The sequence below is a fragment of the Frigoribacterium sp. R86507 genome, from assembly GCF_044597695.1.
Classification (GTDB): domain Bacteria; phylum Actinomycetota; class Actinomycetes; order Actinomycetales; family Microbacteriaceae; genus Frigoribacterium.
In genome coordinates, this window is sequence record NZ_CP139002.1 from 2,356,673 (window position 1) to 2,379,963 (window position 23,291).

Sequence of the window (23,291 nt, forward strand, 5' to 3'; positions counted from 1 at the left end):
GACTGACGCCCGTGAGGTTCGTCGTGGTTCCACAGTGGCAGGGTTCTCCGTCGTCGCGGGCGATGAGGCTCGCCGAGGGCGCCTACGCGATCCTCGGGGATCTGCCGTCGACGGCCACCACCGTGGTCGAGGTCCCGGTGGGTGCGGGCGACTCGCTCGGCACCCGGGTGCACCGGCTCTCGTCGGTGCTCACCATCGCCGAGTCGGTCGGACGCGAGCTGCGGACCGACGACTCCCCCGCGATCGTGGTGGGCGGTGACTGCGGCGTCGAGTTCGCGGCCGTCCGTCACGCCGTCACCCCCCGCACCGCCGTCGTCTGGTTCGACGCCCACCCCGACCTCCACAGCCCTCGCAGCAGCGAGAGCGGGGCGTTCAGCGGCATGGTGCTGCGGGCCCTGATCGGCGACGCCACCGAAGACCTCCCGACCGTCGGCCCCGGCCCGACGCCCGAACCACTCGACCCCGCCCGCGTGGTGCTCGCGGGGGCGCGCAGCTACGACGACGCCGAAGACCGCTACATCGAGAGCCGCCACGTCCGCACGGTGTCGTCCCTCGACTTCGACCCCACCGAGGTGGTCGCCGCCGTCGAGGCCTCGGGGGCCACCGAGGTCTACCTGCACGTCGACCTCGACGTGCTCGACCCGGGAGTGATCGAGGGCCTGCTCGACCCTCAGCCGTTCGGTCTCGAGCTGAGCGTCCTGATCGAGACGATCACGGCCCTGAAGGAGCGCTTCACGCTCGTCGGTGCAGGCCTCTGCTCGTTCGCGCCGGTCGACGCCGTGGCGGCCTCCGACGACATGGGCGCGATCCTGCGCATCCTCGGGGCCCTGTCGCGATGAGCGCCGACCCGACGAGCGACGACCGGGCCGACCTCGTCGCCTCGGGCGACGACCGTCCGCGCGTGACGGTCGAGCGCGACGGCCACGTGCTCCTGATCGGACTCGACCGGCCCGAGAAGCGCAACGCGGCCGACCTGCGGATGCTGAGCGAGCTGGCCCTGGCCTACGGCGAACTCGACCGGGACCCCGACCTGCGCGTCGGGCTGCTCTTCGCCCACGGTGACCACTTCACCGCCGGCCTCGACCTCGGCGACGTCGTGCCCGCGGTGACCGCCGAGGGCCTCGACGTCGTCCCCGAGGGGGGCCTCGATCCGTGGCAGGTGCACGGTCGCCAGGTGAGCAAGCCCGTGGTCATGGCCGTGCAGGGCACCTGCCTGACGCTGGGCGTCGAACTGGCCCTGGCGAGCGACGTCGTGGTGGCGAGTCGCGACGCCCGCTTCGGTCAGATCGAGGTGACCCGGGCGATCCTCCCGTTCGGCGGCGCCACCATCCGCCTCCCCCGCCGGGTCGGCTGGGGCGACGCCATGAAGTACCTGCTGACCGGCGACCTCCTCGACGCCGAGGAGGCGCGGCGCATCGGACTCGTGCAAGACCTGGTCGACGTCGGGTCGGCCTTCGACCACGCCGTCGACCTCGCCCGGCGGATCGCGGCGCAGGCTCCCCTGGCCGTGCAGGCGACGCTGGCGAACGCCCGCCTCGCGGTGCGTGAGGGCGATGCCGAGGCCGAGGCCCGGCTGCAGCCCGAGCTCGTGCGGCTGCTCGCCTCGGACGACGCCCGGATCGGGTTCGAGGCCTTCGTCTCGCGGACCGCCGCCGAGTTCACGGGACGCTGACGGCGCCTCCTCGGTCGTGGCGCACGAAAGAGCCCGCCCACCCCGGAGGGTGGACGGGCCCGAGAACGAGGCGGATCGGCCTACTTGAAGACGTCCTTGACGTCTTCGCCGACCTTCTTTGCGGAGGCACCGGCCTGGTCTTTCTGACCTTCGGCCTTCAGCTCGTCGTCGCCCTTGCGGTCGCCGAGAGCTTCTTTCGCCTTGCCGGCGATGTCCTGAGCGGCGTTCTTGATCTTGTCGTCGAGTCCCATGTGTGCCTCCTCGTAGGTTGACGCGCTCCACCACAAGGATCACGGTGGTGCGCTGATGTCAGGGACGTTACCCGCGCCTCCCGGATCTCGCTCGCGCCGTTCAGGAAACACGCAGGAGGGTTTCACGAAACGGCCATGTCCCCCGGGCGAACCGGCCTGGGAACACGGAACGCCGGGAGACTAGCGTCGGGGCCATGACGACTTATGACCTCATCGTGATCGGAGCCGGCGCTGTCGGCGAGAACGTGGCCGACTACGCCACCCGCAACGGCCTGAAAGTGGGCCTCGTCGAGGCCGAGCTCGTCGGTGGCGAGTGCTCGTACTGGGCCTGCATGCCCTCGAAGGCGCTCCTGCGATCCAGTGCCGTCGTCCGCGCCGCCAAGTCGCTCGACGGGGCCAAGCAGGCCGTGACCGGTGACGTCGACGTCGCCGCCGTGCTGCGTCGCCGTGACTCGTTCACCAGCAACTGGGACGACTCGGGCCAGGCCGACTGGGTCGAGGGTGCCGGCATCGACCTCATCCGCGGGCACGCCACCATCACCGGCGTCAAAGAGGTCACGGTGAACGGCGAGGTGCACCGGGCGAAGTACGCCGTCGCCGCGGTGACCGGGTCGTCGGCGCTGCTGCCCGACATCCCTGGCCTCGCCGAGGCGAAGCCCTGGACCAGCCGCGAGGCCACCAGCGTGAAGTCGATGCCGCAGAGCGTCGTCATCGTGGGCGGCGGCGTCGTCGCGGCCGAGATGGCCACGGCGTACCAGCAGCTCGGCTCGACCGTCACCCTGATCGCGCGCAGCGGTCTGCTCGGCGGGCAAGAGCCCTTCGCCGGCGAACTCGTCGCCGACTCGCTGCGCGGACTCGGCGTCGACGTGCGCCTCGGCGTCTCGCCCTCCACCGTGCTGCGGACCGAGCACGACACGGTCGAGGTCACCCTCGACGACGACTCCACGGTGATCGCCGACGAGATCATCGTCGCGACCGGCCGCGTGCCCCGCACCTCCGACCTCGGCCTCGAGAACGTCGGGCTGACCCCCGGCGAGTGGCTCGACGTCGACGACACCATGCTCGTCAAGGGCACCGACTGGCTCTACGGCGTGGGCGACGTCAACCACCGTGCGCTGCTGACCCACCAGGGCAAGTACCAGGCGCGTGCCGCCGGCGAGGTCATCGCCGCCCGCGCGTTCGGCAAGCCGGTGCAGGCCGAGCCGTGGGGCGCCCACGTCGCCACGGCCGACGACGCGGCCGTGCCGCAGGTCACCTTCACCGACCCCGAGGTCGCGAGCGTCGGCCTCACCGCCGACGCCGCCGGCAAGCGCGGCATCGACGTCAAGGTCGTGGACTACGACCTCGCCGCGGTCGCGGGTTCGGCGATCCACTCGGACGAGTACAAGGGTCAGGCGCGCCTGGTCGTCGACGAGTCCCGCAAGGTGATCGTCGGCGCGACCTTCGTCGGCCCGGACGTCAGCGACCTGCTGCACGCCGCCACGATCGCGGTCGTCGGCGAGGTGCCGATCGACCGGCTCTGGCACGCCGTGCCCTCGTACCCGACGGTCAGCGAGGTCTGGCTGCGCCTGCTGGACACGTACGGACGTCCGTGAAGAATCCGCTCGTCGACTCCCCGATCTCGAGACTCGGCTGCGCCTGGGCGACGGCCGTCGGTCTCGCGATCGGGGTGCCGCTCAGCGTCGGGCGCGTCCGCGTGGTCGGCGACCTTATCGTGTGCCGCGGGCTGCCCCGCTGGGCGTTCAAGCGCGGCGGCACCTGCGTCGGTCGGGTCTACCTCACCCGCAACAACGACGGCCCGCGCGTCCTCGAACACGAGGCCGTGCACGTCCGTCAGTGGCAGAAGTACGGCATGCTGATGCCCGTACTGTACTTCTTGGCCGGCAGCGATCCGCTGTCGAACAGATTCGAGATCGAGGCCGGCCTCGAGAAGGGCGGATATCGATGACCCGCACCGTGATCATCACCGGGGCGAGCAGCGGCATCGGCCGCGAAGCCGCCCGCGAACTCGCGAAGGGCGGCGCCGAGATCGGCGTCGTCGGGCGCAACCCCGAGCGCACGCAGGCCGTCGCCGACGAGGTGGGCGGAACGGCCTTCCTGGTCGACTACGACCGACTCGACGACGTCCGGTCGTTGGCCGACCGGTTGCTCGACCGCTACCCACGGATCGACGCCCTCGCGAACAACGCCGGCGGTCTCGTCAGCGAACGGGGCGTCACGGCCGACGGCTTCGAGCGCACCCTGCAGTCGAACCACCTGGCGCCGTTCCTGCTCACCCGACTGCTGCTGCCCCGTCTCGTCGAGAGCGGGGGCCGCGTGGTCTCGACAGCCAGCACGGCCAACCTGCTGGGCCACGTGCGGCTCGACGACCTCAACTGGTCGAAACGTCGCTGGGGCGGTGGGTGGCGCCAGTACGGCACGACAAAGATCGAGACCGTCCTCTTCATCCGCGAGCTGGCGAAGCGCACCGGGCTCGAGGCGTTCTCGTTCCACCCGGGCATCGTGGTCACCGGGTTCGGTTCGGACTCGCGCTCCATGCGGGTCGCGAACGTGCTGACCAACGGCAACTACGGCATCTCGGCCTCGGCCGGTGCCGTGCCGCTGGTCCAGCTCGCCGGGCCCACGACGATCGCGGTCGAGAGCGGCACCTACTTCGACCAGCTGAAGCCCCACGGCCGCCTGCACCGTCAGGCGACCGACCCGCTGCTCGCCGAGGCCCTCTGGGAGCGCACCTCCGAACTCGTCGGCCTGCCCGCCGAGGTCTAGGCGCGACCCGAGGACGAAACGCAGGAGGCGCGGCCCACGTGGTCGCGCCTCCTGCGTTCTCGGGGGCCTCGCGTCAGGACTCGGACTTGCCGACCCGCCAGTAGCCCATGAAGGCGACCTGGCGCCGGTCGATGCCGACCTCGCTGACGAGGAAGCGACGGAGCGTCTTGATCGCCCCCGCCTCGCCCGCGAACCAGGCGTAGAGGTCGGAGCTGACGGCGGCACCGCGCGGGTCGTCGCCCTGCGGGACGTCCCAGAGGAGGTCGTGGTCGACGTCGACCTCGCTCACCTCGACGCCGTGGTGCCAGGCGGTGACGTAGCGGGCCGTCCAGCGACGGACGGCGATGACCAGGGCCTCACCGTGACCGGACGTGGCATCACGCCTCGGCAGCCAGTGGACGTCGACCCCGGGAGGCGCGACGAGGTCGAGCTCGTCGGCCGCGGTCGGGATCTCGATGAAGACGCACCCCCGGGCGTCCGCCGGCAACGCCTCGACGATGGAGCAGATCGCCGGGGCCGCCGTCTCGTCGCCGGCCAGCAGCACGGTGCGCGCGTCGCCTGGTGACCACTCGACCCCGCTGCCCGTGACGCCGCTCGTCGCGTCGGGACCGATCAGCATGAGGTCGTCGCCGACCCGGGCGCGACCGGCCCAGGCCGAGGCGGGGCCGGTGTCGCCGTGGCAGACGAAGTCGACGTCGACCTCGCGCAGCGCGGGGCGGGCGGCTCGCGCGGTGTAGGTGCGGAAGGCGTTCTGCTGCTCGGGAGGCAGGGCGCGCCACGAGGCGTACCAGTCGTCGGTCGGGAACGTGTCGTAGCCCGTGGCCTCGAGGGGCAGCACGACCTTGATGCGCTGGTCGAGGCCGTCGACGCCGAAGTCGCCCAGGTCGTCACCGGTGAAGGTGATGCGCACGAACGAGGGGGCGAGGCGACGGACGGCCGCCACCCGGACGCGGTAGGGACGGTGGGCCGGCTTCGCCGGGCGCTCGACGGTGGCGGTGGACGTGATCGTCATCGAGGGGTGCCGCTCAGGCGTCGGCGGGGGTGCCGACGTGGAAGAGCTCGTGCAGGTCGTGCCGCAGGTCGTAGGCGAACGAGGGCGGGCCACCGATCCAGACGACGTGGTCACCCGTCGCGACGGTCTCGGGTTCGACGTACATCTCGCCGAGCCAGGCCCGGACCGCCCGCTCGAGGGCCTGACCGGGGGCACACGCCGTGCTGGTGCCGGGGACGCCCGAGCGGCGGTCACGGGCCAGCCAGGTGACCGTGACGCGACCCGGCGACGTGATCGGCACGACGTCGTCGGCGCTCTCGACCTCGACGAACACCTGACCCCGGGCGCAGATCGGCAGGACCGAGAGCATCTCTCGCAGGACGGGGATCGACGTCGCGTCTGCGGCGAACAGGACGCGCAGGGCGTCGTGCGGCAGGGGCGGGTTCTGGTCTACGAGGAGCATGTCCCCTTCAATATAGGTAAGGCTTGCCTCATCCGCCACACGGGTCTCTCGATTGACAGCGACCTCGCTGCCGTGATGGTAAGTTCTGTCGGGTTCGGGAGTCCATCAGCGACGCCCGGCGCAAGGGGCCGTGCCGTGTCCGACAGCAACACGGTGTCGGATCGCGTGGACCGGTTCAGCAGCGACCGGGACTCCCCCGCCGAACGACCGAGGGGCTCTCCCGCGTCCCCGGTCCCTCGTCGCCGTGGACGATCCGCCACGGCCATCCCCGGAAGGCCCCACCAGGTGCGCACCCTCCCCCTCTCCGCCTCCGTCGCCGCGCTGTTGCTCGTCGTGACGGGCTGCTCGTCCGCCTCGTCCCCCGACGGGTCGGGCACCCCCGACCCCGACGCGACCGTCACGGTCGGTCTCGTGCTCGAGCCGAGTGACCTCGACATCCGCACCACGGCGGGCATCGCACTCGACCAGGTGTTGATCGACAACGTCTACCAGGGCCTCGTCGGCCGCACGCAGGACAACGAGATCCGCGACGTGCTGGCCGCGAGCCACACGGTCAGCGACGACGGCCTCACCTACACGTTCACGCTGCACGACGGCGTGACCTTCCACGACGGTGCCGCGATGACGGCCGACGACGTCGTCTGGTCGCTGTCGCAGGTCAAGGACGACGCCTCGCTCGCGAACCACGCCGACCTCGCCGCCGTGTCGACCATCACGGCGCCCGCCGCCGACACCGTCGTGCTCACGCTCTCGCGACCCGACTCGTCTCTGCTGTTCGATCTGACCGGTCGCGCCGGTCTCGTGCTGCAGCAGTCGGCGACGAACGACCTGTCGACCACGGCGAACGGCACCGGCCCCTTCGAACTGACGAGCTGGCGACAGGGCGACAACCTGCAGCTCGGGCGCTTCGACAGCTACTGGGGCACCCCGGCCAAGGTCGCGGGAGTCACCTTCCGTTACGTGACCGACCCGTCCGCGGCGATCAACGCCTCGATCTCGGGCGACGTCGACGTGCAGACGGCGGTCGACGCGACCCTGTCGAGCCAGCTCGACGGCGTGGACGGCATCACGCTCGAGAAGGGCAAGACGACCGACAAGTACACCCTCGCGTTCAACAACGCCGTCGCACCGTTCACCGACGCGAAGGTCCGCAAGGCCCTGCGGCTGGCGATCGACAACGACGCACTGATCGCCGCCGTCGGAGGGTCGGCCGTCGACCAGGGCGGCCCGATCCCCGAGCTCGACCCCGGCTACGCGGACCTCACGAGCGTCGACGCCTACGACCCCGACGAGGCGAAGAGCCTGCTCGCCGAGGCCGGCCACGACGGCGACCTGTCGCTGAGCCTCGAGTACCCCAACGTCTACCCGAGCGCGATCGGTGACGTGCTGACGACGCAGCTCAAGGCCGTCGGCGTCACGTTGACGGTGCAGCAGGTCGACTTCAGCACCTGGCTCGACGACGTCTACGTGAACAAGGACTTCGAGCTCAGCATGGTGAACCACGCCGAGACCCACGACTTCTCGAACTGGGCGAACCCGGACTACTACTGGGGCTACGACAGTGCGCCCGTGCAGCAGCTCTACACCGAGTCGATCGCGGCGACCGACCCGCAGGTCGCCGATCAGAAGTTGGCCGAAGCGGCGAAGATCGTCTCGGACGACGCCCCCGCCGAGTGGCTCTACACGGCCACCACGCTGACGGCGATCCACGACGGCGTCACCGGTTTCCCGACGAGCTCGACCACGACCCGCCTCGACCTGGCTGACCTGGCCACGGCGGAGTGACCCGCTTCGTCGTCGGCCGCCTGCTCCTCTTCGTCGGGGGGCTGGCCGTCGCGAGCGTGCTGATCTTCGCGACGCTGCGGTTGCTGCCGGGCGACGTCGCCCAGGCGATCGCCGGGACGACCGGCTCTCCCGAGCAGGTGGCCGCCCTGCGCCAGCAGCTGGGCCTCGACCGGCCCGTCGTGGTGCAGTACCTCGACTGGGTCGGCGGGCTGGTGCGACTCGACCTGGGCGAGTCGCTCGTCACCGGTACGCCGGTGATCGACGAGGTGCTCGACAAGCTGGCCGTCACCCTCCCGCTCGCGACGCTCTCCCTGGTCTTCGGGTTGCTCATCGGAATCCCGCTCGGCGTGACGAGCGCACTCCGCCGCGGCCGCGCCTCCGGGGTCGTCCTCGGCACGGGGGCCCAGCTGCTGGCGGCCGTCCCGGTCGTCTGGGCCGGCATGCTGCTGATCGGCGTCTTCGCCGTCACCCTGCGCCTGCTGCCGACACAGGGGTTCCCGGCCGACGGGTGGAGCGACCCCGGGCGGGCGCTGCGCTCGCTCGTGCTGCCCGCCCTGACCATCGCCATCGTCGAGGGGGCCGTGCTGCTGCGCTTCACGCGCTCGGCGGCGCTCGGGGCCCTCGACCAGGACTACGTGCGGACGGCCGCCGCCAACGGCATGACCCGGTCGCGTGCCCTCGTGAAGCACGGACTGCCGAACGTCATGCTCAGCGTGGTGTCGATCCTCGGCCTGCAGGTGGCCGGCCTGATCGTGTCGGCCGTCGTCATCGAGCAGTTGTTCACGCTGCCGGGACTCGGCCGCATGCTCGTGACCGACGTCGGTCGTCGCGACCTGACGAAGGTGCAGGGTGAACTGATGACGCTGACCACGCTCGTGCTGTTCATCGGCCTCGTGGTCGACGTCGTGCACCGGCGGCTCGACCCGCGCCTCCGCGAGGGCGACCGATGAGGCGCGGTGCGTTCGTCCGCGAGCTGCTGCGTCGACCGCAGGGCGCGTTCGGCGTCGGCTGGCTCACCCTGATCGTCCTGTCCGCCCTGGTCAGCCGGTTCTGGACCCCGCTCGACCCGTTCGACACCGACCCGTACTCGGCCTGGCTGACACCCTCGTTCGGGCACCCCTTCGGCACCGACTCGGTCGGCCGGGACATCTTCAGCTACGTCTTCGCCGCGACCGGCACGACGGTCGTGGTCGCCGTCGCCTCGGGCGTCGTCGCCACCGTGGTCGGGGTCGGCCTGGCCGCCCTCGGCTCGTTGACGGCCCGCTGGGTGCGGGAGTCGGTCGCCGTGCTGATCGACGTGCTCGTGGCGTTCCCGACGCTCCTGATCGCCATGGCCCTCGCCGCGGCGTTCGGCGGGTCGCTCACCGTCGTGGTCGTCGCCGTGGGCATCGGCTACGGGGTGACGATCGCCCGGGTCAGCCGGTCCGAGATCCGCCAGGTCGCACGCACCGACTACGTGCTGGCCGCACGGGCGAACGGGCTCGGCACGGCGGCCGTGCTGCGGCGCCACGTGCTGCCGAACATCGCGCCCGTCTTCGTCGTCCAGCTCTCGCTGTCGATGGCGACGAGTGTGCTCGCCGAAGCGGGACTGTCGTTCCTCGGTTACGGCGCCCCCGCCGACACCGCCTCGTGGGGGCGCCTGCTCAGCGACCTGCAGAAGTTCATCGGCGTGCATCCCGGCTCGGTGCTCTGGCCCGGACTGGCGATCACGCTGACCGTCCTGGCGCTCAACCTGCTGGGCGACGCCGTGCGCGACGCCTCCGACCCGCGACTGCGGTCCCGCCGGGCGGGACGCGGCGCCCCGGTCGATCCGTCGACGCCGGCCCCACCCGCCGCTCCCCCGCGCACCACCGCCGCGGGCGCCCCGAACACCCCGGGGGTTGTCTCGTGAGCCTCGAGATCGACGACCTGACCGTGACCATCGGCGACCGCCGCGTCGTCGACGGACTCTCGCTCGACGTGCCCGACGGTGCGCGGGTCGGGCTGATCGGCGAGTCCGGCTCGGGCAAGTCGATGACGACGCTGGCCGTCCTCGGCCTGCTGCCCGACGGCGCCCGCGCCACGGGCAGCATCCGGCTGGACGGGCGCGAACTGCTCGGGGCGTCCGAACGCGAGCTGGCCGGCCTCCGCGGCCGCGTCGTCGGCACGGTCTTCCAGGACCCCCGAACGGCCCTCGACCCCGTCGTCACCGTCGGGCGGCAGATCGCCGAGCCCCTCCGCCTGCACGGCCGCGTCGGTCGTCGCGACGCCCGCGCCCGGGCGGTGGCCGCCGCCGCCGAGGTCGGCCTGCCCGACCCCGAGACCGTCGTCGATCTCTACCCGCACCAGCTCTCGGGCGGTCAGCGGCAGCGCGTCGGCATCGCCATGGCCCTGATCAATCGGCCGGGACTCGTGCTCGCCGACGAGCCGACCACGGCCCTCGACGTCACGACGCAGGCCGAGGTGCTCGCACTCTTCCAGCGCCTCGTCGACGAGCAACGGACATCGCTGCTCTTCGTCACGCACGACCTCGCGGTGCTCTCGCGCATCACCGACCACGCGGCGGTGCTGTCGTACGGGCGCGTCGTCGAGCGCGGCCCCGTCGAGCAGCTGCTGCACCGCCCCGAGCACGAGATCACCCGCGGACTCGTCGAGGCCACGAGGGCGACGACCTGGAGGGCCTCGTGAGCGACCCGACGACCGCACCCGCGCCTCCTCTGCTCGTCGCCCGGGGCCTCACCCGCACCTTCACGCTGCCGCGCCGGTCGCCCTTCCGGCCGGGGCCGGTGCGCCACGCGCTGGTCGACGCCGATCTCGAGGTCGCGGGGGGCGAGAGCGTCGCCCTGATCGGCGAGTCGGGCTCGGGAAAGTCCACGCTCGTGCGCCTGCTACTCGCCCTCGACCGGGCGACCTCGGGCACCGTGACGTTCGACGGCCGGACGGTCGCCCCCGACCGCGCCTCACGCCTGCGCTGGCTGAGGCGGCAGACCGGGATCGTCCTTCAAGACCCCTACAGCTCGCTCGATCCCCGCATGCGCGTGGGCGACACCGTGGCCGAGCCACTGCGCGCCCTGGGCGTCGAAGGCGAGCACGACCGCCTGGTGGCCGAGATGCTCGAGCGCGTGGGTCTCGCGGCACGCGACGCCGAGGCCTGGCCGCACGAGTTCAGCGGGGGCCAACGGCAGCGCATCGCCCTGGCCCGGGCCCTTGTGCACCGGCCGCGGCTGCTGATCGGCGACGAGCCCATGAGCGCGCTCGACGTCACCGTGAGGGCGCAGATCCTCGACCTGCTGCGTGAGCTGCGCGACGAGCGAGGGCTGTCCCTGCTGCTCGTCTCGCACGACATCGGACTCGTGCAACACCTCGCCGACCGGGTCGCCGTGCTGCGCGACGGCCGCATCGTCGAGCAGGGCGTCACCGACGACGTGCTGCACCGGCCCCGGCACGACTACACGCGCGCGCTCGTGGACTCGGTGCCGACGCTCGACTGAGTCCCGGCTCGTCACCGGGTGGCAGGCCGGCTCGTCAGCGGGTCGCAGCCCGGCTCACCACATCGGCGGGTGACGACGCTGCCACCGCAGTCGCCGCTCGAGCTGGGCGCCGATCGCGAGCAGGACGTCCTCGCGTCCCGGTCGCCCGATCAGTTGCACGCCCGCGGGCACGCCGTCGACCTCACCCACCGGGAGGCTGACGGCGGGTAGCCCGGCCACGTTGACGAACGACGTGAACGGCGAGTACAGGCACTGCTGCTCGAAGTTGCGTTCGGCGTCCTCGGCGTCGTACCAGCCGATCGGGCGCGGCAGCATCGCGAGCGTCGGCGTCAGGACGGCGTCGAAGGCCGAGAACCGCTCGATCACGTCGCGCTCGAACGCCGCGAGCCCGACGAGCGCCGCCGACAGCTCGCGTGCCGTCACGCGTCGACCCTGTTCGACCAGCCACCGGGTGATCGGCTCGAGCAGTGCCAGCTCGGCCTCGCTCTCGGCCGGGATGCCCGCCGCGCCCGCCTGCCAGATCGTGCGGAAGAGCGCCGGGTAGTCCGACGGCGGCAGGCTGGTCTCGTCGACCCCGTGCCCCATCGTCGCGAGCAGGTCGGCGGTCTCGCCGAGGACGCCCAGGAGGCGCGGGTCGACCCGGACATCGAACGCGTCGTCCCAGGGGCTGGTCGTCATGACCGCGACCTGGAAGCGTCCCTCGCCCCGCACGGCCGTGCCGAGGTAGGCCCCGTCGGGTGACGGCGGGGCCCAGAGCGCCTGGTGGTGGCGCGGGTCGCGTCCGTCCGGCGACACCATCGCGTCGAGCAGCAGGGCGGCGTCGGCCACCGACCGGGCCAGCGCCCCGCCGACCGGCAGGCCCGCGAGGCTGGTCAGGCCCGACTGGGCCGGCACCCGGCCCCGCGAGGGTTTGAGGCCGACGAGACCCGTGGCGGCCGCCGGGATGCGGATGCTGCCGCCGCCGTCCGACCCGGGCGCGAACGGCAGGAGCCCGGCGGCGACGGCGGCCGCGGCCCCGCCACTCGACCCGCCGGCGCCCGTCCCCGGCGACCACGGGTTGCGCGTGGGCGGACCGACGAGCGTCTCGGTGTACGCGGTCAGTCCGTACTCGGGCGTGGCCGTCTTGCCCACGCTGATCGCGCCGGCCTCGTCGAGCACCTCGGTGATCTCGGACGACTTCTCGGGCACCCGTCCCCGGCTCAGCCGTGATCCCGACCAGGTCGGCACGCCCGCACGGTCGCTGAGGTCCTTGTCGGCCAGCGGCAGCCCCCACAGCGGTGCGACCGAGGGGCCGGCGGCGGCCAGGGCGTCGGCCCGCGCGCGGGCGGCGTCCTCGGTGACCGTGACGAACGCGCCGATGTCGCCGTCGAGACGGGCGATGCGCTCGAGGTAGTGGGTGGTCAGCTCTCGGGGCGAGACCTCGCCGCGGCGCAGCCAGTCCCACTGCTCGTGGGCGCTCAGGTGATGGAGTTCGAACACCCGTCGAGCCTAGGCCGCGGCCCCTGCCACGGGCGGCCCTTTCTGGTACATTTGTCCCATTCGTGCTCCCCCGGTCGCAGGTCGCCGCCGGGACCGTCGCACGTCTCGACAGGACACCGTCATGGGTTACCTCTTCCTCGCGCTCGCCATCGTCGGCGAGGTCTTCGCCACGAGCTTCCTCAAGGTCACCAGCGGCCCCGACGCCAAGTGGTGGCAGTACGCCGCAGTGGTGGTCGGCTACGTCTTCGCCTTCGCGATGCTCTCGCAGTCGCTGACCAAGGGCGTTCCGCTCGGCATCGCCTACGCGATCTGGGCCGGCGTCGGCGTCGTGCTCGTCGCCCTCATTAGCTGGATCTTCTTCAAAGAGCCTCTGACCCTCGTCCAACTCGGCGGCATCGTCCTCGTCATCGGCGGCGTCACCATGCTCGAGCTCGGCGGCCGCCACGAGGCCGCGGCCTGACCCCGGTGACCGACGCGACGTCGGACGACGGCCGGACCCCCGGCTCGGCTTTGGGCCCCGGCGGCCAGGCCCTCACCCCCAAGGGCGAGACCAGGAGGCGCGCGCTGCTCGACGGCGTCCTGGCCGTCCTCGAGACGGGCGGCCCCTCCGCCGTGACGCACCGGGCGGTCGCCCGCGCGGCCGGCGTCCCGGTCTCGGCGGCCACGTACTACTTCGCCGGACGCGACGACCTGCTGCGCGCGGCGCTGCGCCACGCGACCACCGACTGGGTGCGGTCGTTCGACCGACTCGAGCGCGCCTCCTTGGGTGACCTGGCCGAGACACTCGTCCGGTACGCGATCACCGAGCGCGGTTCCGCCCGGGCGCAGTACGAGCTGCTCTTCACCGCCATGCGGGACGAGTCGCTGCGCGACGACGCCGACCTCTGGTACTCGTCGCTCGAGCACGTGCTGCGGCGGGCGGGCGTGCCGACCGAGCGGGTCGACGTCGTGGCCCTCGCGGTCGACGGGCTGATCGTCCGCATGCTCTGGCGCGGCGAGCCGTCCACCGTGGACGCGACCGAACGCGTGCTGCGCGAGATCGTCGGGCCGGTGCCCTGAGGCTCAGCCGCGGCGGCGCTTCTTGAGCGACTTCTGCATCGTGATCGTGCCGAGCCAGCGGCCGAACTTGAAGCCGACCCGGCCCATGCGACCGACCTCGGTGAAGCCGAGCCGCTCGTGCAGGCCGATCGACGCCTCGGCGTTCTTGTCCGCGATGACGGCGATCATCTCGCGGATGCCCGCATCCCGACAGGCCTCGACGAGCGCCTCGAGCAGGGCGCGGCCGAGGCCCTTGCCCGTCGACGCGGCCCGCAGGTAGATCGAGCTCTCGACGGTGTAGCGGTAGGCCGCCTTGCCACCCCACGGGGTCGCGACCGCGTAGCCGAGGGCCTCGCCGGACGGGTTCACCGCGACGAGGAAGGGCATGCCGAGCTTCGTGACGAAGGCGTACTTGCGTCGCCACTCGGCGAGGGTCATGGCGTCCTCGTCGAAGGTGACCGACGAGTTCGCCACGTAGTGGTTGTAGATCTCTCGCACGTAGGGCAGGTCGGCGGGCGTCGCGGGGCGGATCGCGAACGAGAACCCGGGCTCGACCGGGGCCGGGGGCCGAAGGGCTCGGGGAAGGCGCCGTCGGGGCTGGTATTCCTCTTCGAGCACGGGCCCACTCTGCCACGCCGGGCGCCGGCCCGGTGCGGTCGCCGACCGGGACGGGGTCAGGCGGGCGGCAGCGTCCAGTCGACGGGTTCGCCGCCCTGGGCGACGAGCAGCTCGTTCGCCCGGCTGAACGGTCGCGAGCCGAAGAACCCGCGCGACGCCGACAGGGGGCTCGGGTGGGGCGACTCGATCGAGGGGACGTCACCGAGCATCGGCTTAAGCGCCGACGCGTCGCGGCCCCACAGGATGGCCACGAGCGGCCCGCCCCGTGCGGCCAGCACCTCGATGGCTCGTTGGGTGACCGGTTCCCAGCCCTTGCCACGGTGCGACGCCGTCTCGCCCGGACGCACCGTGAGCACCCGGTTGAGCAGCAGCACGCCGTGGCGCGACCACGAGGTCAGGTCGCCGTGCTCGACGACGGGCACGCCGAGGTCGTCGTGCAGCTCGCGGTAGATGTTCGCCAGGCTGCGCGGGACCGGGCGGACGTGCGGGTCGACGGCGAACGACAACCCGATCGGGTGGCCGGGCGTCGGGTAGGGGTCCTGACCGACGATCAGGACGCGCACCTCGTCGAGCGGCTGACGGAAGGCACGCAGCACGTCCTCGCCGGCCGGCAGGTAGCCTCGCCCCGCGCGCACCTCGGCCCGCAGGTACTCGCCCATGTCGGCGATGCGGTCGGCCACGGGCTCGAGCGCGGTCGCCCACGACGGGTCGATCTGCTCCGAGAGCGGTCGACGGTGGTCGTGCATCTCGACGGGGGCGTCGTCGCGGCCCGGCCCGGACCCGGTCGCGTCGGTCACTCGACCCCGAGCGTGCCGACCGAGACGCCGACGATCTCGCCGTCGTCGTCGAGCTGCGGTTCGACCCGCCAGACGCTGCCGGTGCCGAGCACCGCGAGGGCGCCCTCGCCGACGACCAGGGCGGTGTTCTCGTCGATGGCGACGCCGCCGCGGACGAGTCCGGCCTCGGTGGCGGCGATGAGTCGGGTCAGGGTGCCCCACTGAGCGGCGTGCACGTCGATGGCGAGGTCGACGAGGCCGAGTCCGTCGGCGAGGGTGACCTCGTCCAGGTCTTCGGCGGCGTCCTCGGGGCAGACCGGGACGTCGCCGATCAGCCAGCCGCCGAGCAGGGCGCGGTCGGCGGCGATCATGGCACCGGCCGAGAAGCCGAGGTAGGGCAGTCCGTCGGCGACGAGCAGGCGCACCTGGTCGATCAGCGGCGCGACGGCCTCGAGGTAGGCGGGGGTGAGCCCGCCCGCGACGAGCAAGCCGTCGACGTCGCTGAGCACTCGGGTGTCGAACTCGTCACCCGCGGCGACGATCGTGGTGAGGGCCTCGCAGCGGCCTGCCGCGGCGAGCATGGCCGGGTAACCGTCGCGGAACTCGGCGGACGGCGAGTCGTCGGCGACGACGATGAGAACGGCGATGCGCGGCACGCTCCGACCGACGGCGGCGCCTCGGACGGCGGCCTCGGCCACGAAGAGGTCGTACAGCTCGGTGTCGTCGGGCGACCAGCCGCCGCCCACGAGGTGGATGCTCACGCGCCGGCCCCCGCTCCGACCTCGCGCGTCACGGGCGGCAGCGCGCTCCACGGGAAGGTGATCCACTGGTCGGTCCGCTTCCAGACGAAGTCCGGCTCGAGCACGGTGCGGGGCTTGCTGTACAGGCAGACCGTGCGCACCTCGGCGGCGACCTCGGCGAGCAGGTCGCGCACGAGCACGAGGGTGCGCCCCGAGTCGGACACGTCGTCGACGACGAGCACCTTCTTGCCCTCGAGCGACGGGGCGTCGAGGGTCGGCGGCAGCAGGACGGGCTCGGGCAGTCGCTCGTCGACGCCGGTGTAGAACTCGACGTTGATCGACCCGCACATCTTGGTGTCGAGCGCGTAGGCCACGGCCCCGGCGAGCACGAGCCCCCCGCGGGCGACGGCGACGATCACGTCGGGCGTGAACCCCGCCTGGACGACGTCCGAGGCCAGGTGGCGAGCGGCCTCACCGAACTCGAGCCAGCCCAGCACCTCTCTCTCGGGAGCCTCGACCTCGGGTCGTGCGGGGGCGGCCTGGCTGTCGTCGGGTGGGGTGACCATGCCGACAACCGTAACGCGCGCAGGCCCCCACGCGTCACGCGGGGACCCAGGCACCCCCGGGAGGCGCGAAGACGGTGTCGACGCCGTCGGACCAGAGCAGCGAGTCGGGCTCACGGTCGGTGACGCCCGGCAGGCCGCCGTCGGCCACCAGCTCGTCGTCGAGGTCGACCAGCTCGGCCCGGCGCAGCGACCAAGTGTCGTGCCGGTTCGGCCAGTACCGCGTGCGTCCGCCCCGGGCGACGTGCATGCCCCAGCGGGCAGTGAGGAACTCGGCGAGCGGATCGCCCTCGACCACCTCGTCGGTGGGCCGGACGGACAGGCGTGACGACGGATTCGCCCCCGGCCCGAGCCTGGTGCTGCGGTACGTCACGACCCCGTCGGCCCGGGACTCCTGCATCGACGCCCATCGGTACGGCAGACCGAGCCCGACGTTCGCGGCGAGCACCGACACGAGGCGCTGGGCCTCGAGGGTGCGGAACACCACGCCGCGACGGCCCAGGGCGTCGACCGAGTACAGCCGCACGTTCGTCTCGAGGAAGTCCCCGGCCCAGGGCACGGCGGGCAGCGGCCCGAAGGCGCTGCCGGTCAGCTTGAACGGGATCAGCCCGACCCAGGTCGATCCGTCGAACACGTCGGGCCGCGTGCCGGGCGGCAGCAGCGGTGCGACGCGGTCGGGCTCGACCCGCCAGTGCGCGAAGGCCAGGCCGCCCCAGTGCTGTCGGATGAACGGCGGGCGGAGCAGAGGAGGCGCGGTGCGGGTCACCGGCGCGGGCTCGGCCCCCGGCATGGTCTGGTCCATAGGGGCCACGGTACGGACGGCCCCCTGAACGCCCCACAGCTGGGCACGGGTGTCGCCGCCGGACCCTCGGTCGGGGCTCGTCACAGGTGTCGGACGAGTTCCGGGATGCGTCCCCGGAACGGGAAGAAGCCCCTCGAGGCGGACGGCCAGGCCTCGCCGTCCCAGCGCCGTCGGACGGTGACGAGGTCGATCCCCTCGACCGACAGGGCGGCGCGGACGGTCTCGAGGCGTTCCTGGACCGGGCCGACCGGCGCGTACGGCGTCAGCACCGTGTCGAGGCCCTCGGACCGTGCCCACTCGACGACGGTGGCGGGCAGCGCGTCGGACAGCGTCCGGGCGGACCGACCGCCGGCGTCCGGCGTGCGCGTCGCCGCGTCGTCCACGGCGCCCCTCGTGAAGGCCACGACGGCGGCCGAGGCCCCTCGGGGGGACCGTGACCCGGGGTCGGCGACGACGGCGGTCGCCGACAACCGTGCCACGAGACCGGGGCGTTCGGCGAGCAGGCTCTCGGGCTCGAGGTCCTCCTCGTGGAGCAGGAGTCCGACCCGGGTGCCCGGGGAACCGACGACGTCGGCCGGTTCGACGGGCGTCCGCGGGGCCAACGGCTCCTCGTCGAGAGCCCGGGCCGTGGTGGCGAGGCCGACGGGCGAGAACCGGCCGTCGGTGAAGCGCGAGATGTTCGAGGCCGTTGCCAGGTAGGTCTTGCCGGCGGTCTGCAGGCCGGCGACCCACCGCCACGACAGGGTGTTCGAAGCCGCGTCCCCGTCCAGCAGGTGCCGGTAGAAGAAGTCGGCGCCCAGCTGCCACGGCAGGCCGAGCGTGAAGATCCAGATGCTGGCGAACCACATGCGCGTGTGGTTGTGGAGGTACCCGGTCTCGACGAGCTCACGCACCCAGGCGTCCATCGCGTCGATCCCGGTGCGGCCGGCGACCGCCTCCTCGTACCCCGCGGGGACGCCTGCGTCGACGGCGCGGTCGACGTCCCGGCGGTACCGCCGCCACACCTCGGGGTTCTGCTCGAGCCAGCCCTTCCAGTAGGTGCGCCAGAACACCTCCTGCACGAACTTCTCGGCGGCACCGAGCGTGTGCCGCTCGAGGACCGCGCCGACGACCTCGCGTTCCGTCACGAGGCGGTGGCGCAGGTACGGCGACAGCCCCGAGACGGTGCGCCGCGAGACCCCCAGGTCATGATTGCGGTCACGGGCGTAGGCGGAACCGGCGCGGGGCAGGAACTCGTCGAGGGCCTCGAGGCCGGCGACTCTGGTCGGGATGAGCACGCCTCCATCTTGCGACCCTGGGGGCCGTGGGGACCGGCGTCGTCCCCCCGGGAGGCGTGCGGTGGACGCCGGAACCGACGACGCGCCGGGAGGGCGGCGGCGGGCCGGAGGGAGGCGCCGGGCCGGTCAGTGACGGACGGTCGCCGAACGCAGCGGCTCGAGGTCCTCGAGCGGCACGCCGATGCGCGCCCCCCGCAGCCGGCCGACCAGTCGCCCGGCGACGAGCGCGATCGATGCCACGGCGAGCATCGCGGCACCTCGGCGACGGGCGCCGAGCAGACGAAGGGCGGCCGCGGCCGTCCGGCCCGGCGTGATGCCGCGCTCGGTCTCGGTGTCGACGTCCCGACCGGACGACCGACGCAGGGCCGTCTGTGCGACGCCGCGGTCGAAGGCCGAGGCGGCCACGGACCGCCGACGCGTCTCGTGTGGGACGACGGTGCGCGAGACACGGGCCGACGAGGTCGAGACGATTCGCGCCTCCGGCTCGTCGGCCGCCAGGCGCAGGCACAGCTCGACGAACTCGGCGCCACGGGGCACGGCGTCACGGGCGTCGACCCCGCTGGCCAGGCCGCCGACCTGCAGCAGGTCCCAGCGGCGGAACCCCACGGTCGCCCCCGCCACGTCGTCGAGCCCCACGAGGCCGTCGGGACGCGAGCGGGGCGTGCAGTCGACGGCCCAGAGCAGGTCGTCGGGCAGGGCGGACTCGGCCGCACCGGGCCAGGTCGCCTCGGTCCGGCCGACGACGGCGATCACGTCGACCTGGTCGAACGGCGCGGAGAGCGCCCGGGCCCAGCCGGCGTGGGCGACGCAGTCCGCGTCGAGGAACGCGACGACGTCGCCGCGCGCCGACTCGATGCCGGTGTCGCGACTGCCGGCGAGCCCCGGTGTGCGGGTGTTGTCGACCACGACGAGGTCGTCGTAGCGGTGGCGCAGGTGGTCGCGCAGTCGCGGCGCACGGTCGACGACGACGAGGACGTCGTGCACGTCCCCGTCCCGCAGGACGGAGTCGAGTGCGGCCGTCAGACCGTCGAACGGGGTCGATTCGTCGGCGCAGACGACGACGCTGACGCGGGGGGCGGGGCGGTTCACGCGACACCTCCCCGGGGGGAGCGGCGGGTGGCCGGGCGGACGGCGGGCAGGGGCGTTCGGGCGCTGAGGGTCACGGGGGTTCCTCTGGGGTCGTCGACGGTCGCCGGTCACGCCGTCGAGCGGCGCGTTCGGGTGGCGACCCTCGTCGGAGGGTGCGTTCGGGTGACGTCGTCGAGTGGGTGGTTCGACGTCGTCGGCCGGTGATCGATTCGGGCGACCACGGCAGAGGCTCGCCCCGGATTCGGGTTCGGGGCGTCCTGACCTCGACAACGCTACGGGGCGCCTCCTGGGAACACGAGGAACGAGGGGGTCCCCCGTTCGAGGGGGCCTCGTCCGGGTGACGTCCGGGTGGGGCCCGGCCCACGCCGGCTCCCCCCGGGTGAGGCCCGCAGTCCTGTGCGGTTCGGCGGCCCCGGGGGCCCGGGACGGTAGGAGGCGCGGGCACCGTCGGCGGCGTCCGCCCGGTCGTCCGCCGGGTCGCCCCGCGTCGGAACCACCCGCTCGTGACCCCTGCGACGCGTCGTCCGTCCGCCCGTCGCCCGGGCCACCCACCCGGTCGGCAGCCCCCTGCACGCCGGTAGGGTCGGGGCCTCACCCGTCACACCACGAGAGGACGTCGACCCGTGCCCCACGGCCCCGGAACGCGCCGCCGCGCCGAACGCACGGCGCTCGAGCGTGCCGTCGACGAGGGCCTGCTGATCGTCCGCTCCGCCCTGGTCGTCGCGGTGACCAACCAGATCATCCGCCGTGCTCTGCAGGAGCACCTGCCGTTCGACGAAGCCGTCGCCACCCGGGTCACCCGCGACGAGATCGACCGCCTGACCGCCGAGCAGGCCGCGGCGGCCGTCCGGGTGCGCCGGCTGCGCCGGATGACCGGCCGGTCGTACGGGCAGTCCCGACACCAGTTCGACTACCGCCCCGAGGACGTCGACGCGCTCAAGCTGCGCGAGGCGGCGTCGAAGGGCGTGGCCCGGGCGCTGGCCGCGCGCCGGGACGACGACGATTTCGTGGCCGAGATCGTGGCGGACGCCCGATCGCGTGCCTGGGACGACGTCGGCCAGACGGTCGTGGATCGGCTCGGCTGGGCCGCGCGCCCGGACGACGACTACGACGACGGACGCCACGAGCGGCTGCGCGACCTCGTCGAGGGCGACCTCGCGGCGCTGCGCGAGGCCCGGGCCGCGGGCCCCGCCGGGCCGGTCAGTCCTTCTTGACCCTCAGCTCACCCTTGGCGACCTTGTAGGTCGCCGCCTGCGCCACAGGCTTGATCGTCACCAGGTCGAGGTTGACGTGGGCCGGCAGCTCGACCGAGTGGACGATCGCCTCGGCCACGTCGTCGGCCGTCAGCGGCGCCTCGACGTCGCGGTAGACGGCGTCGGCACGATCCCGGTCGCCGCCGAAGCGCACGAGCGAGAACTCCTCGGTGTGCACCATGCCCGGCGCGATCTCGATCACCCGGATCGGCTCCCCCGCCAGTTCGAGCCTCAGCACGGCCACGAGGGCGTGCTCGGCGAACTTCGAGGCGTTGTAGCCGCCGCCGTTCTCGTACGCGACGTGACCGGCGATCGAGGTGACCGTGACGATGTCGGCGCCCCGCGCCTCCTCGGCTCCGTGACGCAGCGACGGCAGCAGGGCGGTGACCGCACGCTTGGTGCCGAGCACGTTGACGTCGAACATGCGCTGCCAGTCGTCGATCGAGCCGTTCTCGACGCTGTCTAGGCCGAAAGCGCCGCCGGCGTTGTTCACCAACGCGTGCAGCGGGCCAGTCGCCTCGACGTGGGTGCGCAAGGCGGCCACGTCGTCGTCGCGGGTGAGGTCGGCCCGGAACCAGCTCGCGCCCGTCTCGTCGGCGAGCGCGCGGAGGCGCTCCTCGCGTCGGGCGACCGCCAGGACGTCCCAGCCGCGCGAGCGGAACAGCCGCACCGTCGCCGCTCCGATGCCCGAGCTGGCTCCCGTCACCACGACCCGCTTCGTCACGTGTGCCTCCTGTTGCCTCGTTCGTCGTCGTCGCCCGCTGCGGACGCACCCGGCCCACGCTAGCGGCCCCGTTACGTCGCGTGTCCGGCATCGTGGACGGTCGGGGGCACGGTCCGTACCGTGGCTGTCACCGCAGACCCCGCCGACCACCCCGGCCCACGCACCCCGACCGCAGGAGCAGACCATGACCGACGCCCAGCCCGCCTGGAAGTTCGAGACGCAGCAGATCCACGCCGGAGCCCAGCCCGACCCGACGACCCATGCCCGAGCGACGCCGATCTACAAGACGACGTCGTACGTCTTCCGGGACGCGCAGCACGCGCAGGACCTCTTCGCCCTGGCCGAGAACGGCAACATCTACTCACGCATCATGAACCCCACCCACGACGTTGTGGAGAAGCGCATAGCCGCGCTCGAGGGCGGCACGGGTGCGCTGCTGGTGGCGTCGGGTCAGGCCGCGTCGACCTTCGCCGTGCTGAACATCGCCGAGGCGGGCGACCACATCGTGTCGTCGTCGTCGATCTACGGCGGCACCTACAACCTCTTCAAGTACACGCTCGCGAAGCTCGGCATCGAGACGACGTTCGTCGAGAACCAGGACGACGCCGACGAGTGGCGTCGTGCGGTGCGCCCGAACACGAAGCTGTTCTTCGCCGAGACCATCGGCAACCCGAAGATCAACATCCTCGACCTCGAGAAGGTGTCGGACGTCGCGCACGCCGAGGGCGTGCCGCTGATCGTCGACAACACGATCGCGACGCCGTACCTGATCCGGCCCCTCGAGCACGGCGCCGACATCGTCGTGCACTCGGCGACGAAGTTCCTCGGTGGCCACGGCACGGTCATCGGTGGCTTCATCGTCGACGGCGGCACGTTCCCGTGGTCGGCGAACGCGGAGCGCTTCCCCGGCCTGACGCAGCCCGACCCGTCGTACCACGGGGCCGTCTACACGCAGGCCGTCGGTGACGCGCTCGCGTACGTGATCAAGGCTCGGGTGCAGCTGCTGCGCGACCTGGGGGCCTCCAACAGCCCCGACACGGCGTTCTCGCTGATCCAGGGCATCGAGACGCTCAGCCTGCGCATCGAGCGGCACGTCCGGAACGCCCAGGAGATCGCCGAGTGGCTCGACTCGCGTGACGACGTGGCCGCGGTGTACTACGCGGGTCTGCCCACCAGCCCGTGGTACGCGGCGGCCAACAAGTACGCCCCCAAGGGCGTCGGCGCCGTGCTGTCGTTCGAGCTGAAGGGCGGGGTGGACGCCGGACGCGCCCTCGTCGACGGGCTCGAGTTGTTCAGCCACCTCGCGAACATCGGCGACGTGCGGAGCCTCGTCATCCACCCCGCGTCGACGACCCACTCGCAGCTCACCCCCGAGCAGCAGTTGACGACCGGCGTCACCCCGGGGCTCGTCCGCCTCTCGGTCGGTCTCGAGAACGTCGACGACCTGAAGGCCGACCTCGACGCCGGCTTCGCGGCGGCGCGCGCCGTCACCCGGGAGGTGCTGCGCAGCAGCTAGGGCGGGCCGTGGTCCCTG

The 23,291-nt window shown here is 72.7% G+C and carries 26 protein-coding genes; 14 read left to right on the plus strand and 12 right to left on the minus strand.

The genetic code is table 11. The features are described 5' to 3' along the window. Nucleotides 1-11: 11 nt before the first annotated feature. The gene (locus tag SJY14_RS11125) at nucleotides 12-839 is read left to right on the plus strand and encodes an arginase family protein (protein ID WP_396598930.1); all 828 of its coding nucleotides are present in this window, start codon (nucleotides 12-14) and stop codon (nucleotides 837-839) included. Next, entirely contained in the window at nucleotides 836-1,672 is an 837-nt protein-coding gene (locus SJY14_RS11130; protein WP_396598931.1) for a crotonase/enoyl-CoA hydratase family protein, read from the plus strand. The genes SJY14_RS11125 and SJY14_RS11130 overlap by 4 nt, the downstream gene beginning before the upstream one ends. A gap of 80 nt (nucleotides 1,673-1,752) precedes the next feature. On the opposite strand, the gene SJY14_RS11135 is transcribed toward SJY14_RS11130, so the two are convergent. Continuing rightward, on the minus strand, nucleotides 1,753-1,923 hold the full coding sequence (locus SJY14_RS11135; RefSeq protein WP_043595102.1) for a CsbD family protein: 171 nt from the start codon (nucleotides 1,921-1,923) through the stop codon (nucleotides 1,753-1,755). Between the two features lie 194 nt (nucleotides 1,924-2,117). Between SJY14_RS11135 and SJY14_RS11140 the strand changes: the two genes are divergently transcribed. Genes SJY14_RS11140 through SJY14_RS11150 form a run of 3 tightly spaced genes read left to right on the plus strand, consistent with a single transcriptional unit; the run spans nucleotide 2,118 to nucleotide 4,689 of the window. Then, nucleotides 2,118-3,518, plus strand: a complete 1,401-nt coding sequence (locus tag SJY14_RS11140; RefSeq protein ID WP_396598932.1) for a dihydrolipoyl dehydrogenase family protein — start codon at nucleotides 2,118-2,120, stop codon at nucleotides 3,516-3,518. Beyond that, nucleotides 3,515-3,871, plus strand: coding sequence for a Fe-S oxidoreductase (locus SJY14_RS11145; RefSeq protein ID WP_396598933.1), 357 nt, complete (start codon nucleotides 3,515-3,517; stop codon nucleotides 3,869-3,871). The genes SJY14_RS11140 and SJY14_RS11145 overlap by 4 nt, the downstream gene beginning before the upstream one ends. Beyond that, nucleotides 3,868-4,689, plus strand: a complete 822-nt coding sequence (locus SJY14_RS11150; protein WP_055972108.1) for an SDR family NAD(P)-dependent oxidoreductase — start codon at nucleotides 3,868-3,870, stop codon at nucleotides 4,687-4,689. Before SJY14_RS11145 ends, SJY14_RS11150 begins: the two co-directional genes overlap by 4 nt. 73 nt (nucleotides 4,690-4,762) lie before the next feature. Here SJY14_RS11150 and SJY14_RS11155 read toward each other — a convergent pair whose 3' ends face one another. Both SJY14_RS11155 and SJY14_RS11160 read right to left on the minus strand, forming a co-directional pair. Next, on the minus strand, nucleotides 4,763-5,701 hold the full coding sequence (locus SJY14_RS11155) for a siderophore-interacting protein (RefSeq protein WP_396598934.1): 939 nt from the start codon (nucleotides 5,699-5,701) through the stop codon (nucleotides 4,763-4,765). 13 nt (nucleotides 5,702-5,714) lie between these two features. Next, a complete protein-coding gene (locus SJY14_RS11160; RefSeq protein ID WP_071253972.1) occupies nucleotides 5,715-6,143 on the minus strand; it encodes an SIP domain-containing protein in 429 nt (142 codons plus the stop codon). Between the two features lie 285 nt (nucleotides 6,144-6,428). Between SJY14_RS11160 and SJY14_RS11165 the strand changes: the two genes are divergently transcribed. Genes SJY14_RS11165 through SJY14_RS11185 form a run of 5 tightly spaced genes read left to right on the plus strand, consistent with a single transcriptional unit; the run spans nucleotide 6,429 to nucleotide 11,398 of the window. After that, the gene (locus SJY14_RS11165; protein WP_396598935.1) at nucleotides 6,429-7,928 is read left to right on the plus strand and encodes an ABC transporter substrate-binding protein; all 1,500 of its coding nucleotides are present in this window, start codon (nucleotides 6,429-6,431) and stop codon (nucleotides 7,926-7,928) included. After that, a complete protein-coding gene (locus SJY14_RS11170; RefSeq protein WP_396598936.1) occupies nucleotides 7,925-8,878 on the plus strand; it encodes an ABC transporter permease in 954 nt (317 codons plus the stop codon). Before SJY14_RS11165 ends, SJY14_RS11170 begins: the two co-directional genes overlap by 4 nt. Further along, entirely contained in the window at nucleotides 8,875-9,819 is a 945-nt protein-coding gene (locus SJY14_RS11175; RefSeq protein WP_071253977.1) for an ABC transporter permease, read from the plus strand. Before SJY14_RS11170 ends, SJY14_RS11175 begins: the two co-directional genes overlap by 4 nt. Then, on the plus strand, nucleotides 9,816-10,595 hold the full coding sequence (locus tag SJY14_RS11180; RefSeq protein WP_071253979.1) for an ABC transporter ATP-binding protein: 780 nt from the start codon (nucleotides 9,816-9,818) through the stop codon (nucleotides 10,593-10,595). Before SJY14_RS11175 ends, SJY14_RS11180 begins: the two co-directional genes overlap by 4 nt. After that, nucleotides 10,592-11,398, plus strand: coding sequence for an ABC transporter ATP-binding protein (locus tag SJY14_RS11185; RefSeq protein ID WP_177174747.1), 807 nt, complete (start codon nucleotides 10,592-10,594; stop codon nucleotides 11,396-11,398). The genes SJY14_RS11180 and SJY14_RS11185 overlap by 4 nt, the downstream gene beginning before the upstream one ends. Nucleotides 11,399-11,452: 54 nt before the next feature. Here the strand turns inward: SJY14_RS11185 and SJY14_RS11190 are convergent, their stop codons facing one another. Continuing rightward, entirely contained in the window at nucleotides 11,453-12,877 is a 1,425-nt protein-coding gene (locus tag SJY14_RS11190) for an amidase (protein ID WP_071253980.1), read from the minus strand. 121 nt (nucleotides 12,878-12,998) lie between these two features. On the opposite strand from SJY14_RS11190, the gene SJY14_RS11195 reads away from it, so the two are divergent. Continuing rightward, nucleotides 12,999-13,337: a multidrug efflux SMR transporter gene (locus SJY14_RS11195; protein WP_043593751.1), complete on the plus strand. Its 339-nt coding sequence runs from the start codon at nucleotides 12,999-13,001 to the stop codon at nucleotides 13,335-13,337. 5 nt (nucleotides 13,338-13,342) lie between these two features. Beyond that, on the plus strand, nucleotides 13,343-13,936 hold the full coding sequence (locus SJY14_RS11200) for a TetR/AcrR family transcriptional regulator (RefSeq protein WP_071253982.1): 594 nt from the start codon (nucleotides 13,343-13,345) through the stop codon (nucleotides 13,934-13,936). 3 nt (nucleotides 13,937-13,939) lie between these two features. Here SJY14_RS11200 and SJY14_RS11205 read toward each other — a convergent pair whose 3' ends face one another. The 7 genes from SJY14_RS11205 to SJY14_RS11235 all read right to left on the minus strand — a co-directional run bounded on the left by SJY14_RS11205 (nucleotide 13,940) and on the right by SJY14_RS11235 (nucleotide 19,780). Then, nucleotides 13,940-14,533: a GNAT family N-acetyltransferase gene (locus SJY14_RS11205; RefSeq protein ID WP_071253984.1), complete on the minus strand. Its 594-nt coding sequence runs from the start codon at nucleotides 14,531-14,533 to the stop codon at nucleotides 13,940-13,942. Between the two features lie 56 nt (nucleotides 14,534-14,589). Further along, entirely contained in the window at nucleotides 14,590-15,279 is a 690-nt protein-coding gene (locus SJY14_RS11210; RefSeq protein WP_071254725.1) for a uracil-DNA glycosylase, read from the minus strand. Nucleotides 15,280-15,326: 47 nt separating this feature from the next. After that, nucleotides 15,327-16,070 (minus strand): Type 1 glutamine amidotransferase-like domain-containing protein, encoded by a 744-nt coding sequence (locus SJY14_RS11215; protein ID WP_255364125.1) that lies wholly within the window; start codon nucleotides 16,068-16,070, stop codon nucleotides 15,327-15,329. Then, a complete protein-coding gene (locus SJY14_RS11220; RefSeq protein ID WP_071253988.1) occupies nucleotides 16,067-16,615 on the minus strand; it encodes a phosphoribosyltransferase in 549 nt (182 codons plus the stop codon). Before SJY14_RS11220 ends, SJY14_RS11215 begins: the two co-directional genes overlap by 4 nt. Nucleotides 16,616-16,649: 34 nt before the next feature. Next, nucleotides 16,650-17,414: a YqjF family protein gene (locus SJY14_RS11225; RefSeq protein WP_255364126.1), complete on the minus strand. Its 765-nt coding sequence runs from the start codon at nucleotides 17,412-17,414 to the stop codon at nucleotides 16,650-16,652. A gap of 80 nt (nucleotides 17,415-17,494) precedes the next feature. Beyond that, on the minus strand, nucleotides 17,495-18,691 hold the full coding sequence (locus SJY14_RS11230) for an FAD-binding domain-containing protein (RefSeq protein ID WP_071253990.1): 1,197 nt from the start codon (nucleotides 18,689-18,691) through the stop codon (nucleotides 17,495-17,497). A 126-nt stretch (nucleotides 18,692-18,817) separates the two neighbouring features. Beyond that, nucleotides 18,818-19,780: a glycosyltransferase family 2 protein gene (locus SJY14_RS11235; protein ID WP_071253992.1), complete on the minus strand. Its 963-nt coding sequence runs from the start codon at nucleotides 19,778-19,780 to the stop codon at nucleotides 18,818-18,820. Nucleotides 19,781-20,403: 623 nt separating this feature from the next. Here SJY14_RS11235 and SJY14_RS11240 point away from each other — a divergent pair. After that, nucleotides 20,404-20,994 (plus strand): hypothetical protein, encoded by a 591-nt coding sequence (locus SJY14_RS11240; protein WP_396598937.1) that lies wholly within the window; start codon nucleotides 20,404-20,406, stop codon nucleotides 20,992-20,994. On the opposite strand, the gene SJY14_RS11245 is transcribed toward SJY14_RS11240, so the two are convergent. Then, nucleotides 20,981-21,757 carry an SDR family oxidoreductase gene (locus SJY14_RS11245; protein WP_396598938.1) on the minus strand — a complete coding sequence of 259 codons (777 nt, stop codon included), beginning with the start codon at nucleotides 21,755-21,757 and terminating at the stop codon, nucleotides 20,981-20,983. The two genes, SJY14_RS11240 and SJY14_RS11245, sit on opposite strands and share 14 nt — an antisense overlap. A 184-nt stretch (nucleotides 21,758-21,941) precedes the next feature. On the opposite strand from SJY14_RS11245, the gene SJY14_RS11250 reads away from it, so the two are divergent. Continuing rightward, the gene (locus tag SJY14_RS11250; RefSeq protein WP_396598939.1) at nucleotides 21,942-23,273 is read left to right on the plus strand and encodes a bifunctional o-acetylhomoserine/o-acetylserine sulfhydrylase; all 1,332 of its coding nucleotides are present in this window, start codon (nucleotides 21,942-21,944) and stop codon (nucleotides 23,271-23,273) included. The last annotated feature ends 18 nt before the right edge of the window (nucleotides 23,274-23,291 follow it).